The 14,893-nt window shown below is 44.6% G+C and carries 12 protein-coding genes; 4 read left to right on the top strand and 8 right to left on the bottom strand.

What is annotated here, in order from left to right:
- Positions 1 to 106: 106 nt before the first annotated feature.
- From lysS to xerD, 5 genes are all read right to left on the bottom strand, one after another.
- Positions 107 to 1,639 carry a lysine--tRNA ligase gene (lysS, locus tag AB6D80_RS22145; protein WP_009848430.1) on the bottom strand — a complete coding sequence of 511 codons (1,533 nt, stop codon included), beginning with the start codon at positions 1,637 to 1,639 and terminating at the stop codon, positions 107 to 109.
- Between the two features lie 98 nt (positions 1,640 to 1,737).
- Positions 1,738 to 2,836 (bottom strand): peptide chain release factor 2 gene (gene prfB / locus AB6D80_RS22140; protein ID WP_139137270.1). Its coding sequence is split into 2 segments (ribosomal slippage): positions 1,738 to 2,760 and positions 2,762 to 2,836, totalling 1,098 coding nucleotides; the frame shifts between segments, so codons are not numbered across the junction.
- A gap of 251 nt (positions 2,837 to 3,087) precedes the next feature.
- Complete coding sequence (gene recJ, locus AB6D80_RS22135) at positions 3,088 to 4,824, bottom strand: single-stranded-DNA-specific exonuclease RecJ (protein ID WP_012603262.1); 1,737 nt, start codon at positions 4,822 to 4,824, stop codon at positions 3,088 to 3,090.
- 79 nt (positions 4,825 to 4,903) lie between these two features.
- Positions 4,904 to 5,683 (bottom strand): thioredoxin fold domain-containing protein, encoded by a 780-nt coding sequence (locus AB6D80_RS22130; protein ID WP_017098339.1) that lies wholly within the window; start codon positions 5,681 to 5,683, stop codon positions 4,904 to 4,906.
- 26 nt (positions 5,684 to 5,709) lie between these two features.
- Complete coding sequence (xerD, locus tag AB6D80_RS22125) at positions 5,710 to 6,624, bottom strand: site-specific tyrosine recombinase XerD (RefSeq protein WP_009848426.1); 915 nt, start codon at positions 6,622 to 6,624, stop codon at positions 5,710 to 5,712.
- 150 nt (positions 6,625 to 6,774) lie between these two features.
- Here xerD and fldB point away from each other — a divergent pair, with 150 nt between their 5' ends.
- The gene (fldB, locus tag AB6D80_RS22120) at positions 6,775 to 7,296 is read left to right on the top strand and encodes a flavodoxin FldB (protein WP_009848425.1); all 522 of its coding nucleotides are present in this window, start codon (positions 6,775 to 6,777) and stop codon (positions 7,294 to 7,296) included.
- A gap of 178 nt (positions 7,297 to 7,474) precedes the next feature.
- Here fldB and brnQ read toward each other — a convergent pair whose 3' ends face one another.
- A complete protein-coding gene (gene brnQ, locus AB6D80_RS22115; RefSeq protein WP_017100503.1) occupies positions 7,475 to 8,788 on the bottom strand; it encodes a branched-chain amino acid transport system II carrier protein in 1,314 nt (437 codons plus the stop codon).
- A gap of 314 nt (positions 8,789 to 9,102) precedes the next feature.
- On the opposite strand from brnQ, the gene AB6D80_RS22110 reads away from it, so the two are divergent.
- Positions 9,103 to 9,831: a tRNA1(Val) (adenine(37)-N6)-methyltransferase gene (locus AB6D80_RS22110; RefSeq protein WP_371708336.1), complete on the top strand. Its 729-nt coding sequence runs from the start codon at positions 9,103 to 9,105 to the stop codon at positions 9,829 to 9,831.
- A gap of 107 nt (positions 9,832 to 9,938) precedes the next feature.
- Positions 9,939 to 11,204, top strand: coding sequence for an ATP-dependent RNA helicase SrmB (gene srmB, locus AB6D80_RS22105; RefSeq protein WP_372189604.1), 1,266 nt, complete (start codon positions 9,939 to 9,941; stop codon positions 11,202 to 11,204).
- Positions 11,205 to 11,386: 182 nt separating this feature from the next.
- On the opposite strand, the gene yaaA is transcribed toward srmB, so the two are convergent.
- A complete protein-coding gene (yaaA, locus tag AB6D80_RS22100) occupies positions 11,387 to 12,163 on the bottom strand; it encodes a peroxide stress protein YaaA (protein WP_371708337.1) in 777 nt (258 codons plus the stop codon).
- 277 nt (positions 12,164 to 12,440) lie between these two features.
- Positions 12,441 to 13,871: a sodium:alanine symporter family protein gene (locus AB6D80_RS22095; RefSeq protein ID WP_009848420.1), complete on the bottom strand. Its 1,431-nt coding sequence runs from the start codon at positions 13,869 to 13,871 to the stop codon at positions 12,441 to 12,443.
- 711 nt (positions 13,872 to 14,582) lie between these two features.
- Here AB6D80_RS22095 and AB6D80_RS22090 point away from each other — a divergent pair.
- A complete protein-coding gene (locus AB6D80_RS22090; RefSeq protein ID WP_009848419.1) occupies positions 14,583 to 14,771 on the top strand; it encodes a DUF3545 family protein in 189 nt (62 codons plus the stop codon).
- Positions 14,772 to 14,893: the final 122 nt, after the last annotated feature.

Below are 14,893 nucleotides of genomic sequence, written 5' to 3'. Positions count from 1 at the left end.
CCATCTGTAGGATCGTTCAACTGATCAGGAAAATGCTTAAATGATCAGTGTTAACCCGAAGGTGGCTTTTAAATTACACGGGCAGTAAACACCCCATAAGCGAAAATTACGCTTGTGGGCGCATTGCCGGGAACAAGATCACGTCACGGATTGTGTGGGTGTTAGTAAATAGCATCGCTAGACGATCGATACCAATACCTTGACCCGCTGTTGGCGGTAGGCCGTGCTCTAGTGCAGTAATGTAGTCCGCATCGTAGTACATAGCTTCGTCATCACCCGCGTCTTTTGCGTTAACTTGTGCTTTGAAACGCTCGTCTTGGTCTTGTGCATCGTTAAGCTCAGAGAAACCGTTCGCTACTTCACGGCCACCGATGAAGAACTCAAAGCGGTCTGTGAAGAATGGGTTGCTGTCGCTACGACGAGCCAGTGGAGAGATGTCCGCTGGGTAACCCGTGATGAACGTTGGTTGAATTAGCTGAGGCTCAGCCGTTTCACCAAAGATCTCTTCAAGAAGCTGACCACATGTCCAAAACTTCTCAACGTAAAGACCCACTTCTTCTGCAATTTTAACCATCAATTCTCTGTTCTGAAGATCGTCTTCAGTCAGAGCTTGAATGTTTGCATTTTCAGGTGTGTAGTGTTTGATTGCATCGAACATGCTCATGCGAGCGTAAGTGCCACCGAACTCAACTGTTTCGTCACCGTAAGGCATAGAAGTAGAACCAAGAACGTCCATCGCCGCTGTGCTTAGCATCTCTTCCGTTAGATCCATTAGATCTTTGTAGTCAGAGTACGCTTGGTAGAATTCCATCATTGTGAATTCTGGGTTGTGACGTGGAGAAAGACCTTCGTTACGGAAGTTACGGTTGATCTCGAATACACGGTCAAAACCACCAACTACTAGACGCTTAAGGTAAAGCTCAGGTGCAACACGTAGGTACATGTCGATGTCTAGTGCGTTGTGATGAGTGATGAATGGACGTGCTGTTGCACCGCCTGGGATCACGTGCATCATTGGCGTTTCAACTTCTAGGTAGCCTTTTGAGCTCATGAAGTTACGGATTGAAGACACAAGCTTAGAACGCACGATGAATGTGTTACGAGAGTCTTCGTTCACGATTAGATCAACGTAACGCTGACGGTAGCGCATCTCTTGGTCAGTTAGACCGTGGAACTTCTCTGGCAGAGGACGAAGTGCTTTGGTTAGCAATTCAAACTCTTCCATGTTCACGTAAAGGTCACCTTTACCAGACTTGTGAAGCGCACCTTTAACACCGATGATGTCACCGATATCTAGGCCTTGGTACTTCTCTTTCAGTACTTTTTGTACGTCTTTCGCTGCGTACGCTTGGATACGACCAGAAGTTTCTTGAATCGCAAGGAATGGACCACGCTTCGCCATAATACGACCTGCGATCGCAACGATGTGGTTAAGCTCTTCTAGCTCTTCCTTAGTCTTCTCACCGAATTCCGCTTGAAGATCGCCAGCTAGGTGCTCACGACGGAAATCATTTGGGTGACCGTTCGCTTTGCAGTTTTGGCGGATATGATCCAGCTTGCTACGGCGCTCAGCGATTAGTTTGTTCTCTTCAGGTGAAGAAGCTTCTTGTGCATTTTCGTTTTGAACAGCATCAGTCATTTGAGATGTACCCTGCTTTTATAATTTGGACAGCTATATTTTTGAAAATATAGGCATTTTTACCAATATTATTGGTAAAGCTTAATAGTTGATAAAGCTTACAGACCTGATTTCAGGCTAGCTTCAATAAACTTCTCTAAGTCACCGTCAAGAACCGCTTGAGTATTACGGTTTTCGATGCCGGTGCGTAAATCTTTGATACGTGAATCATCCAGCACGTAAGAGCGGATCTGACTGCCCCAACCGATGTCTGATTTCGTTTCTTCGCTCGCTTGTTTTTCAGCATTTTGCTTTTGAATCTCAAGTTCAAAAAGCTTAGCACGTAGCTGCTTCATCGCTTGATCTTTGTTCTTATGCTGCGAACGGTCATTCTGACACTGAACCACGGTGTTAGTTGGAACGTGAGTAATACGTACCGCCGATTCCGTGGTGTTTACGTGCTGACCACCAGCGCCAGAGGCACGGTATACGTCAATACGTAGGTCAGAAGGATTAATGTCGATCGTAATGTTGTCATCAATCTCAGGATAGATAAACGCAGAAGCAAATGAAGTATGACGACGACCACTTGAATCAAATGGTGACTTACGAACTAGACGGTGAACACCAGTCTCTGTGCGTAACCAACCGTAAGCGTACTCACCAGAGATACGTACCGTTGCGCCTTTAAGGCCAGCAACATCGCCATCAGACACTTCGATAACTTCAGTCTTGAAGCCTTTCGAATCTGCCCAACGCAAGTACATACGCAACATCATTGAAGTCCAGTCTTGAGCTTCTGTACCGCCCGAACCTGACTGTAAATCGATGTAGCAATCTGATGCGTCGTGATCACCAGAGAACATACGACGGAATTCCAATTTCTCTAACTTAGCTTCAAGCTCAGCTAGTTCTGGCTCAATTTCATCGAACGTTTCTTGATCTTCTTCTTCAACCGCAAGCTCTAATAGGCCATCAACATCCTCAACACCTTGGTCAAGTTGGTCGATCGTTTCTACTACCGCTTCCAATGCTGAACGCTCTTTTCCTAGCGCTTGAGCACGCTCAGGTTCGTTCCATACATCCGGTTGTTCTAATTCTGCGTTTACTTCTTCTAGACGCTCTTTCTTTGCGTCATAGTCAAAGATACCCCCTCAGGATATTTGTGCGCTCAGACACATCCTGCAGACGGTTTTTTATAGGATTGATTTCAAACATTTTAGCTCATCATTTATGAGTAGAATTTAACCGGAGAATTGTACTCAAAAGTGTGACGGAGATACAGAATTTTTTAGAGTGGTACACCAAGATTCAATAACTTAATCGGATATAAAATTGACGGGCAGAAAAAACACGTAAAATTTGTAAGGCAATAAAGGAAAACAAGCCCTGTTTTTGAACAGAGCTTGTTGGATTAGGTACTAAATGATGAACCTCATTCAGTGAACGATAACGCTATTTGGCTTCAACTATTTCGCTTCGATATGATCAATCATCAACTGCAACGATTGATTGCCACGAAACTCGTTAATATCAAGCTTAAACGCAAGATGTACCGTTTTCACTGAGGCATCAGGCCAGCGACGTAGGTCAACATTAAAGGCAATACCATCAATCATCACATTGGTCGGGTGGCCTTTATACAATGGCTCAAGCATTAACTTTAGGTGCTTTTCACCCACTAATTTTTGATGCAGAACTTTAAACTCACCATCAAAGATGGGCTCAGGGAAAGCTTGTCCCCACGGACCACCTGAACGCAATGTTTCAGCGGTATGCATTGAGAACTCTTCAGGTAGCAGCTCACCATCAGACAAGATAATGCCCTTAAGTGCCGTCTCACCGAGTTCTTTACGCACAACGTCATCAAACATCTTGCTGAATCGCTCGAAGTCTTTTTCCATAATGGTTAACCCGGCTGCCATTGCGTGACCACCAAACTTCAAGATCAGGCCAGGGTTTTGAGTGTCGATTCTGTCTAGCGCATCGCGCATGTGCAAACCTGGAATCGAACGACATGAACCCTTAATGCTACCTTCACCACCATCAGCAAATGCGATCACTGGGCGGTGATATTTGTCTTTGATACGCGAAGCTAGAATACCAATTACGCCTTGATGCCAATCACGTTGAAACAGAGCCAAACCAGAAGGCAAATCGTCTTTACCAAATTCAAGGCGCTCACAAAAAGCCATCGCTTCTTGTTTCATGCCCTCTTCGATCTCTTTACGTGTTTGGTTCAAGCCATCTAACTCGCTCGCCATTCGACGCGCGGCATGGATGTTATTACTCATTAGCAGCTCAACACCAAAGGACATGTCATCCAATCGGCCAGCCGCATTGATACGTGGACCAAGCGCAAAACCAAAATCGGAGGCAACTAAACGCTTAGCATCTCGCTTAGCAATTTCAATCAAGGCTTGAATACCCGGACGCGCTTTGCCTGCACGAATGCGTTGTAGCCCTTGGTGTACCAAGATTCGGTTGTTTTCATCAAGTGGTACCACATCCGCAACAGTACCCAGTGCCACTAGATCAATCAGTTCCATCAACTTGGGTTCTGTCATGCCGTGTTGAGCAAACCAGCCCAACTTACGCATATGAACACACAATGCCATCATCAGGTAAAAGGCGACACCCACACCGGCTAGCGCTTTTGAAGGAAATGCGCAGCTTTCTAGGTTGGGATTGACCATTGCATCTGCAATCGGTAATTCAGAACCAGGCAAGTGATGATCAGTAACCAGTACATCAAGGCCTTTCTCTTTAGCAAAGCGAACACCGTCAATTGAAGATACACCGTTGTCGACTGTCATGATCACTTCAGCACCAAGTTCGATCGCCTGTTCGACAACCTCAGGGCTCAAGCCATAACCATCTTCAAAACGATTGGGGACCAGATAATCAACATTAGAGCTGCCCAACATTCGCAGAGCAAGCACAGACAACGCGGAGCTTGTCGCGCCATCGGCATCAAAGTCACCAACAATGATGATGCGCTTTTGCTGCTGAATGGCTTTGAACAACAATTCAACCGCAGCATCAATACCGCCCAGTTTTTGATAAGAGTGCAAACCTTTCGCAGCTGTCTCTAGCTGGTCAGCACTGTCGATTCCGCGACTCACATAAATGCGCTTTAACAAGTCAGGTAAGTGAGCAGGTAAGACTGAAGTGTCGACCTCAGGACGGCGTTGGATCTCTATCATATAAAAATGGGCCTGATATCAATCAGGCCACTCCTTAAATCAAAAACAGGGGGGAATAATAGGTAATAAAAAATGAAGATTACTGCTCTAAACGCTGAATAAGTTGCGCTGGAGGTAAGTAACCACTCACCAACTCACCACTTGCTAGCACGATAGCCGGAGTGCCATTGATGCCAAGCTCACGACCGAGTTGGTATTGTTTAGCAATGATCTGCTTTTGCTCTGCTAGGTCTTTACCAGACGCTGGCATTTGACGATTGACTTTAGCATCATGCATAGCTGTTTTTGGATCATCAGACGCCCAGATTGCCGCCATTTGATCGGCAACTTGCCCTGTCGCACCTTGGCGTGGGTAAGCCATGTAACGAACGGTGATACCCAGATCGTTGTAGCCTTGCATTTGGCTGTGCAGACGAACACAGTAGCCACACGTAATGTCAGTAAATACTGTCACAACGTACTTTTCGTTATCTGCTTTGTATTCGATAACCGTATCCGACATCGCTGCGACTTTTTCAGCATTCAGTGGAGCTTGACGCTCAGCCAAAACATCACTGAACTTACCGTTTTCATCCAAAGAGTAAAGTGTACCGGCTAGAAAGTGATCCCCCCCAGGAGAAGAAAAGATAATGCCGCTGTTGGTTTGAACTTCTAAAAGACCATCGATATCCGAAGGAACAATCTTATCGACCTTAATACCGATTTTTTCAAAACGCTTAGTTAACGCAGCTGTATCAATAGCTTGAGCTGGAGCAGCTTCTACGGCTGTTGATGTTGTTTCTACTTTCGCTTCTGATGCATTACATGCAGTAATCATGAGAGGAAGCGCTAGTAGAGGAAGACGGCGTAATACGCTCATTAGGTTCACCTTAAAAATAAATGGATTTAAGCACGTGGGTGATGCTGAGCGTGAATTTGCTTCAGCCTTTCAGTCGCCACGTGAGTATAAATTTGGGTGGTCGATAAGTCACTATGTCCAAGCAACATCTGTACGACCCTGAGATCGGCACCATAGTTCAGTAAATGAGTGGCAAAAGCATGTCTCAATACGTGTGGTGACAATAGATCCGTATCGATACCAGCAATAACCGAATAATGCTTAATACGGTACCAGAACGTTTGACGAGTCATTTGCTTCGCGCGTTTACTCGGAAAAACCACATCCGAGCTGTTATCACCGAGTAATTGTGGACGACCTTGTTCAATAAAAGTCTCTATCCAATCGACGGCGTTTTCGCCCATTGGCACCAAGCGTTCTTTACCGCCCTTACCAATAACACGCACCACGCCCTGTCTTAGGCTGATGTTTTCCATTGTCAAACTGACGAGTTCCGTAACACGCAAACCGGTTGCATAGAGTAACTCAAGCATCGCCTTATCGCGAAGCTCAATGGGGTCGTTTGGATCTGGCGCTTCAAGCAGCGAATCCACTTGCTCTTCACTCAAATCTTTTGGCAAGCGCTTCGGCAGTTTTGGACTGATCAACAGCGCACTAGGATCGTCGGCTCTTACTTTCTCGCGGTGTAGATATTGAAACAAGCGACGAATGGCCGACAACATACGAGCACGGGAAGTCTGCTTAAAGTCAGCATCGGCTAACCAACCTTGATAATCCTGTAGTCCTGAAAGACTAATAAAATCGAGGCGGTAATTGTTCTTTTCCATCCACGTTAGAAGCTTAGACAGGTCGGTACGGTACGAGACAAGCGTATTCTCAGATAATCCTCGCTCCATCCACATAGCATCTAAAAACTGTTCTACTAGACCGTGGTCTGCGCTCTGCCCTTGAGGCGACTGCATAGTGTTACTCACAATATTGGAAACTGTTTTGAGAGTATGCCAGAGCAAATATGAATGCCATAAAAATTACGACTTGAGCGGATAATCGCTGCAATCGAAGTCGATTTATGGTTAGAATTCGCCATCTGAAATTAAAATTGAACGTTTGCTATGAAAATTGGATTATTTTACGGCTCAACCACCTGCTACACAGAAATGGCAGCAGAGAAAATTCGCGGCATTATTGGTGAAGACCTAGTTGATATCCATAACGTGAAAGAAACCCCTCTTTCATTGATGGCAGACTACGATCTTTTACTGCTCGGTATCTCAACTTGGGACTTCGGTGAAATCCAAGAAGATTGGAATGAACTGTGGGAAGACATTGCAACCACGCCAATGAAAGGCAAGGTTGTAGCGCTGTTTGGTTTAGGTGACCAAGAAGGCTACGGCGAGTGGTTCTTAGATGCGATGGGTCTATTGCATGATGAGCTGAAAATCGCTGGCGCAGAGTTTGTCGGTTTCTGGCCAAACGATGACAGCTACGAGTTCGAAGCGTCTAAAGCTCTCACTGAAGACCAATCTCAATTCGTTGGTTTGGCGCTTGATGAAGATTCACAATACGAACTTAGCGACGACCGTATCGCTAGCTGGGTTGAACAAGTACTGGTTGAGTACAGCGAAAAGCTATAACCAAACAGAAGTACACCCAGCTAAGTAACTCAGTAGCGAAGTAGCGAAGTAGCGAAGTAGCGAAGTAGCGAAGTAGCAGAATATTAAAAGTTCACAGAATACAAAAAGGCCTCATTACTGCGAAGTAATGAGGCCTTTTCTATTTCATGTCGAAGGACAATGTCATCTCAACGGAAGATTAAACAGTCTCTTCAGCCATCTCTTGCTCTGTTGATTTACCAACGAAGAACATACAGATGATTGCGGCAGTCGTTGGAAGCAACCAACCCATACCGATTTCGAACAACGGCAGCATGTTCATTGCAGATACATCCATACCTGCAACTTTAGCACCATCGATAAGAGCAAACAGTAGAGACACTAATACCACTGCGCGGTAAGCCGCTTTTGGATTAGGGAAACGGCTGCGCAAGAATGTTAGTGCGACCAATGCGATTGCTACTGGATAAAGTGCAAACAGTACTGGAACAGACAGAGAAATTAACTGAGAAAGGCCAACGTTCGCAACGGTTGCACAAGCTACACCGTTGATGATTACCCACGTCTTGTAAGACAGAGGTGTTAGCGAGCTGAAGTAATCAGAGCATGCTGATACAAGGCCAATCGCCGTCGTTAGACAAGCCAATAGTACGATCACAGAAAGCACGAGTTGACCTGAAGGGCCAAACAAAGATTGGACGTATAGGCTTAAGATAGCGCCACCATTATCTGCACCCGCAGCAACTGTTGCGCTTGTTGCTCCCAGGAAGAACAGAGAGATGTAAACAAATGCTAGACCCGCTGCGGCAATACAACCCGCACTAATTAGGTACTTAGTTGTTGCTGCGCGGTCAGTCACGCCTTTACTGCGAATTGCGTCAACAATCAGCATGCCAAACATCAAAGCAGCAAAAGTATCCATGGTGTTGTAGCCTTCAAGGAAACCTTTGGTCAGTGGCTGAGTGATGTACTCACCGTGAGCCGCAAGGACATCACCTTGTGGGTTAATGAACACAGCAACTGCCAGTACAACCAAACCAACGAATAGTGCAGGCGTAAGTACCTTTCCAATAACGTCAATAAGCTTACCTTGTGACCATGAGAAGAACATCGCTACCACAAAAAATGCAATCGAAAAGAGAGTTAGATGAACTTGAGTCGCATCAATGAAGAACGGCTTCACCGCCATCTCATAAGCAACAAGACCGGTACGTGGTGCAGCAAATGCAGGACCGATGATGATGAAGATCAGCACAGCCATGATAGTTGCTGCTTGCTTAGGAAGATCTTTCGTTAGATGACCCCATGAACCACCCGCCACTGCGACCGCGACGATAGTGATTAACGGCAGACCAACGGCAGTCAGCAGAAAACCAGACATCGCTGGAAGAAAGTGATCACCAGCTAATTGGCCAGCTAGAGGTGGGAAGATGATGTTACCCGCACCTAAGAAAAACGCAAAAAGCATAAAGCCCAATGCCATTATATCTGTTAGTTTTAGACTCTGTTTCACAGATAATCCTTAATTATATTTATGAGTTTATGTTGTGCTTACATGAATGTTACAGCGAGAAGCTGCCAATCAATCTTTAAAATAGTCGCGCATAATGACGAAACACTCGGCTAGCTGCAAGTCACCATAAAAAAACGCCATATAAATTTGCATATATAAACAAAAAGCAGTGAATTAAACTAAATATACGCAGATTAACATAATTATCAACCAATCATTGTTAGCAACAATAGATAAGCAATTAGAATGTTAATTTACACAAATAGTTAACATTAGAGCTAATCACTTAAAATATCTCGATAATCAGAATATTCATGAAAGACAAAACGATAAATACTAAAAGCTTCAATTTTAAGAGGTTCTCTATTTACGGAGGACAGAGCGGCATGCCTGTTAGCACCGATGGAGTACTACTCGGCTCATGGATTAACCTTGCCCCTGAATCATTAGTACTCGATATAGGCACTGGAACAGGGCTATTAGCCTTAATGGCAGCACAACGTTTTGAGGATGCTTCAATCTCTGCGATCGATATTGATCAGCACGCCATTGATGCTGCCACAGTCAATATTGAGCAGTCGCCTTGGCAAGATCGTATCTCCCTTCATCACGACAGCGTGTTAACCACGGATTTCTCGCAACAATTTGATGCCATAATTTGTAATCCGCCCTACTTCAACTCTGGAGAGCAGGCACAGCAAAGCCAAAGAGCCACCGCGAGACACACCGACAGCTTGGATCACCTTGAGCTTGCTCAGCGTTGTTTCGAGATAACGACTGATGCCGCCACCGCCAGTTTTATACTCCCAACGCCAGAAGGAGAAGGCTTCATCAAACTTGCCGAGCAATGTGGTTGGTACCTAGCAAAGCGCCTTGATGTGAAAACAACCGACAAAAAACCGCCAAGCAGAATCCTGTTTGAACTATCTAAAGATCCTGTTAGCGAGCAAGATTTGCAGCGTGAATCGCTTACGATCCATCACGATGGCGGTTATAGCGAGGCATTTATTGCCCTTACTAAAGATTTTTATCTCAAGATGTAGCAAATACCATGTGATCCTAATCACTAATGCTTCTATAATGTCCGACTACTCTTTTTTATCGTCTGCTTTTTGAGGCAGAAACATTTATTGCTTGTGGAGAAACAACAGTGATCAGAACCTTTGCAGAACTCGATCTAAACCAAGAGCTGCTTAAAGCAATTGACGAAATGGGCTACGAACGCCCAACACAGATACAAGCTGAAGCAATCCCACAAGCGTTAGATGGAAGAGACGTTTTGGCTTCTGCGCCAACAGGTACTGGTAAAACAGCATCATTTGTATTGCCAGCACTGCAATACCTACTGGATTTCCCACGTAAGAAATCTGGCCCTGCACGTATGCTTATCCTGACGCCAACGCGTGAGCTAGCAATGCAGATCACCGAACAAGCACGTGAGCTTGCTAAATACACCAGCCTGAATATCTTTACGATCACGGGCGGTGTGATGTACCAAGAGCACGCTGACATCTTAAGTACGACTCAAGATATCGTAGTCGCAACACCTGGTCGTTTAATGGAATACATTGAAGGCGAGCGTTTTGACTGCCGTGCGATTGAATGGTTAGTTCTCGATGAAGCAGACCGTATGCTAGACATGGGCTTTGGTCCTGTTGTTGACCGTCTGTCTGCAGAGTGTCGCTGGCGTAAACAAACTTTACTTTTCTCAGCAACGCTAGAAGGTAAAGGTATTGAAGGTTTCACTGAAGACCTTCTGAAAAATCCAGCAGAGATCGATGCAAAATCGTCATTGCGTGAACGTAAGAAGATCACTCAATGGTATCACCGTGCCGATTCAGCTAAGCACAAGCTTGATATCCTAAAACATATCATCACAGAGCAAGCTGAACGCAGCATCATCTTCTTGAAGACTCGTGACCGCCTAGGTGACCTACGAGCTCAATTAGAAAGTGCACAGATCCCTTGTGTATGGATCCAAGGTGAAATGCCTCAAGATCGTCGTAACAACGCGATTTCTCGTTTCCGCGATGGTTCTATCAACGTACTGCTGGCAACGGACGTCGCAGCTCGTGGTATCGACCTTCCAGACGTGAGCCACGTTATTAACTACGACATGCCACGTACTGCAGATGTTTACCTACACCGTATCGGCCGTACGGCTCGTGCAGGTAAGAAAGGTAACGCGGTTTCTATCATTGAAGCGCACGATCAACTAATGATTGAACGTGTTGCTCGTTACACTGAAGATGCGATTAAAGAACGCTTCATCGAAGGCATGCGTCCTACGCATAAGAAAACCGCGGTAACGAAGAAGAAAAAGCCGAAGAAAGAAGACAAGAAAGCGGTGGCTAAGCAAAAAATTGCTAAGAAAAAGAAAATCGCTAAGAAAAAGAAAGCCGTTAAGAACAAGTAATCTAACCGCCTTTCAATGATTCAATAAAAAGCCCCATGCAGTTATCTGCATGGGGCTTTTCTTTGTCTGGTTTATTATTGTCTGGCTTGTTATCAGGCTAAATGACTAGGCCTCTAATTTTAATTACCGACTCAAACCGAGAGTAACTCATTAACCAAGAGTGACTAATTAACCAAGAGCTACTAGTTTTGCTCTTCACGCTTGAAGACTAACTCTTTCGCATTCGACTCTTCTTCAACGAAGTAGTAACCCGCAGTATCAAACCTGGCCAACGCTTCAACTGAATCGATTTTATTCTCAATGATGTAACGAGCCATCATGCCACGCGCTTTCTTAGCGTAAAAGCTGATCACCTTGTACTGGCCATTCTTGCAGTCTTTAAAAACTGGCGTGATGATTTGACCATCAAGGTTCTTCGGCTTCACCGCTTTAAAGTATTCGTTCGATGCTAGGTTGATCAACACATTATCGCCTTGAGCATTCAACGCTTCATTCAGCTTGTCTGTGATGATATTGCCCCAGAACTGGTACAAGTTAGTGCCACGCTCATTAGCTAAGCGTGTGCCCATCTCTAGACGGTAAGGCTGCATCAAATCCAATGGCTTCAATAACCCATATAGGCCAGAAAGCATGCGCAGGTGATTCTGTGCGTAGTCAAAATCATCGTCCGACAGTGTTTCAGCATCTAAGCCTGTGTAGACGTCACCTTTGAACGCCAAAATAGCTTGGCGAGCATTCTCTTGGGTAAAGGTCTCACTCCATTGCTCAAAGCGCGCTACGTTCAGCCCAGCAATCTTATCGCTTACCTTCATCAATGCTGATACATCAGCAGGTGTCAGCTTACGACACACTTCAATAAGCTCTGCAGAGTGTTCAACAAACTCTGGCTGGCTGAAGCGCTCAGTCGCTAATGGTGATTCGTAATCTAATGTCTTGGCTGGAGAAACGACAACTAACATAACTTTACCCTAATCGGTTATCTAACTGGATGCAGCTAGAGTATAGAAAAAACATCAACTTGTCTTTATGACTCTTCCTATTACTTTGATAGACAGATCTAGCTGTAAGTCGCTTACAAAGAAGAATCGCTAATAAAGAAAAGATCGCAGACAAAGCAAAAATTACTCACCAAGAAAAATCGCAGACAGATAGAAATCGCAGGCAAAGAAAAAGGCTAAGGTCGAAACCTTAGCCTTTCAATGATTTTAGGATGAGTGATGAATCACTCCAACAAGATTACTTCTTCTTGTTGTTAACCCAAATACCATCTTCCAATTGAGCCTTAAGCTCTGGGAAATCATCCGCATCGAACGTGGGTACTTTACCCGCGTCTAATTGACGGTTGTAGTCTTTCGCTAGCTTAATCACGATGCCCGATAGCAAGATGATCGCTACCAAGTTCACAATCGCCATTAGGCCCATCGATACGTCAGCTAATGCCCATACCGTTGGCAGTGTCGCGAGAGAACCGAACATAACCATACCCAGTACAACGATACGGAACAGCACTAGGCCCTTCTTGTTGTTGTGCTCTAAGAAGATAAGGTTTGTTTCTGCGTACGAGTAGTTTGCAATGATTGAAGTGAAAGCGAAGAAGAAAATCGCTACCGCTACAAAGATACCACCCCATTCGCCGACTTGTGCTGTTAGTGCACGTTGCGTGAGTTCGATACCCGTTACTTCACCGTGTGGTACATATTCACCAGACATCAAGATGATTGCTACTGTTGCAGAACAGATAACAATTGTGTCCATGAACACACCTAGCATTTGCACATAACCTTGTGATGCTGGGTGTGGTGGGTAAGGCGTAGCAGAAGCTGCTGCGTTTGGCGCAGAACCCATACCCGCTTCATTCGAGAACAAACCACGTTTGATGCCGTTAATCATCGCTTGTGCGATTGCGTAACCTAGGCCACCCGCTGCTGCTTCTTGCAGACCGAATGCACTCTTGAAGATAAGAGCCAGAACTTCAGGCACTTTCTCAATGTTCATTAGCATTACGTAGATAGCGATAGCTAAGTAAGCCAGTGCCATAATTGGAACAATGATTTCTGCAGTGCGAGCAATCTTACGGATACCACCGAAGATAACGAATGCAGAGATGATTACGATACCAACACCAACGTAGCTGCGCTCAAAGTCGAATGCCGTGTTCATTGCGCTTGCAATCGCGTTCGCTTGAACCGCGTTGAATACAAGACCGAATGCAATGATTAGGAAGATAGAGAATAGAACCCCCATCCAACGCATACCTAGGCCTTTCTCCATGTAGTATGCAGGGCCGCCGCGGTAGTTACCGTCGTTATCACGCGTTTTGTATAGCTGTGCCAGTGTGCTTTCTGCAAACGATGTTGCCATACCTAGCATGGCAATTAGCCACATCCAGAAGATAGCGCCAGGGCCACCAGCGGTTAGTGCTACAGCAACACCAGCCATGTTACCCGTACCGACACGTGCTGCTAGACTAGTACAAAGTGCTTGGAAAGAGGAGATACCTGCACTGTCTGCTTTACGGCTGTTTCTAAGAACAGAAAACATGTGGCCGAAATGGCGGAATTGAATGAAACCTAGCCGTACAGTGAAGTAGATACCCACACCAACGAGTAAGTAAACTAAGATAGATCCCCAAAGGAGATCGTTCATCAAATTGATTAAGTCTGTCACGTGAACCTCGTAATTGAGTTTAAGCACCGATCTTGCTTCCTAGCCTTCCTCTAGATCACCTATGCCAGTGTCAATAGTTGTGTCGGCATTAGATTTATATTTATTTGTTGCGATCTAGATTGTAAATGTCGCTTCATGCATCCATTTTACGTATCGGTGTATTTTTTGACGGGCGGATAATGCAGCGAGACGGCCTAAAAATCAATATGAAAATAAACGCATATTAAAATGACATTTCACTAATAATACACCTTTTGTTAACACAACTTTCAACAATAGCGCCTAATAAAAGTCACATTGTCGGGACATAATATCAACAAAAACTAAGGCACCACAAAAACAAAAACACCATCCCGTAAAGATGACGCCAGCCTAGGTTTTACAAGGTATAGTGAAGATCTGTGTTTTTTTCTAGGGTAATGAGATCCCTATACTACACGGCACAATGCGCACTTAAATGCACTATAGTCAAAATGCTATTCCATTTGCACAATGAATTAACATTCAATCCCCCCTAATTTAATCGTTTACTTAAGTTTGTTTGCTTGTTTTTTGTACACAAAAATCCCCGAAATGTGTGAGCATGCATAATAAAACAGAACAAAAACTTCATACATTTGAAGCAAATGAGAAACAAATCAAGGTTATTGTGAACTTAAATATGATATTTAATGGTTCGTAAGAACGAATCCCACGGAAGGAGATATGCTTATGGATAGCTTTCAATTCGATGAATTATCAGAACTAGAAATGCCTCGTACCACTCAAAAAACACGCTCTAAACCACTCAAACGTAAATGGCGTGAAATTGAGGCAATCAATGATCGTAGACAGCTTGAGAAAGAGCTTAGAGAGATGAACCTAGGTCTCGATTTTAGCCTTGACGATATAAAGCTTTAATCAGCACGATAAGAAATCAGATAGCAAAAAGCACCTGTAATAGGTAACACTGATCATTTAAGCATTCTCCTGATCAGTTGAACGATCCTACAGATGGTTAACAATACCCTTAAGCACTTTTG

The organism is Vibrio sp. 10N.247.310.17 (assembly GCF_041466605.1).
Classification (GTDB): domain Bacteria; phylum Pseudomonadota; class Gammaproteobacteria; order Enterobacterales; family Vibrionaceae; genus Vibrio; species Vibrio tasmaniensis_A.
This window is presented reverse-complemented; position numbering and strand designations above follow the sequence as displayed.

Bases quoted from the DNA above. Each gene is read 5' to 3' on its own strand.
- lysS (WP_009848430.1), bottom strand. From the start codon at position 1,639: ATGACTGATGCTGTTCAAAACGAAAATGCACAAGAAGCTTCTTCACCT.
- recJ (WP_012603262.1), bottom strand. From the start codon at position 4,824: ATGATAGAGATCCAACGCCGTCCTGAGGTCGACACTTCAGTCTTACCT.
- AB6D80_RS22130 (WP_017098339.1), bottom strand. From the start codon at position 5,683: ATGAGCGTATTACGCCGTCTTCCTCTACTAGCGCTTCCTCTCATGATT.
- xerD (WP_009848426.1), bottom strand. From the start codon at position 6,624: ATGCAGTCGCCTCAAGGGCAGAGCGCAGACCACGGTCTAGTAGAACAG.
- fldB (WP_009848425.1), top strand. From the start codon at position 6,775: ATGAAAATTGGATTATTTTACGGCTCAACCACCTGCTACACAGAAATG.
- AB6D80_RS22110 (WP_371708336.1), top strand. From the start codon at position 9,103: ATGAAAGACAAAACGATAAATACTAAAAGCTTCAATTTTAAGAGGTTC.
- yaaA (WP_371708337.1), bottom strand. From the start codon at position 12,163: ATGTTAGTTGTCGTTTCTCCAGCCAAGACATTAGATTACGAATCACCA.
- AB6D80_RS22090 (WP_009848419.1), top strand. From the start codon at position 14,583: ATGGATAGCTTTCAATTCGATGAATTATCAGAACTAGAAATGCCTCGT.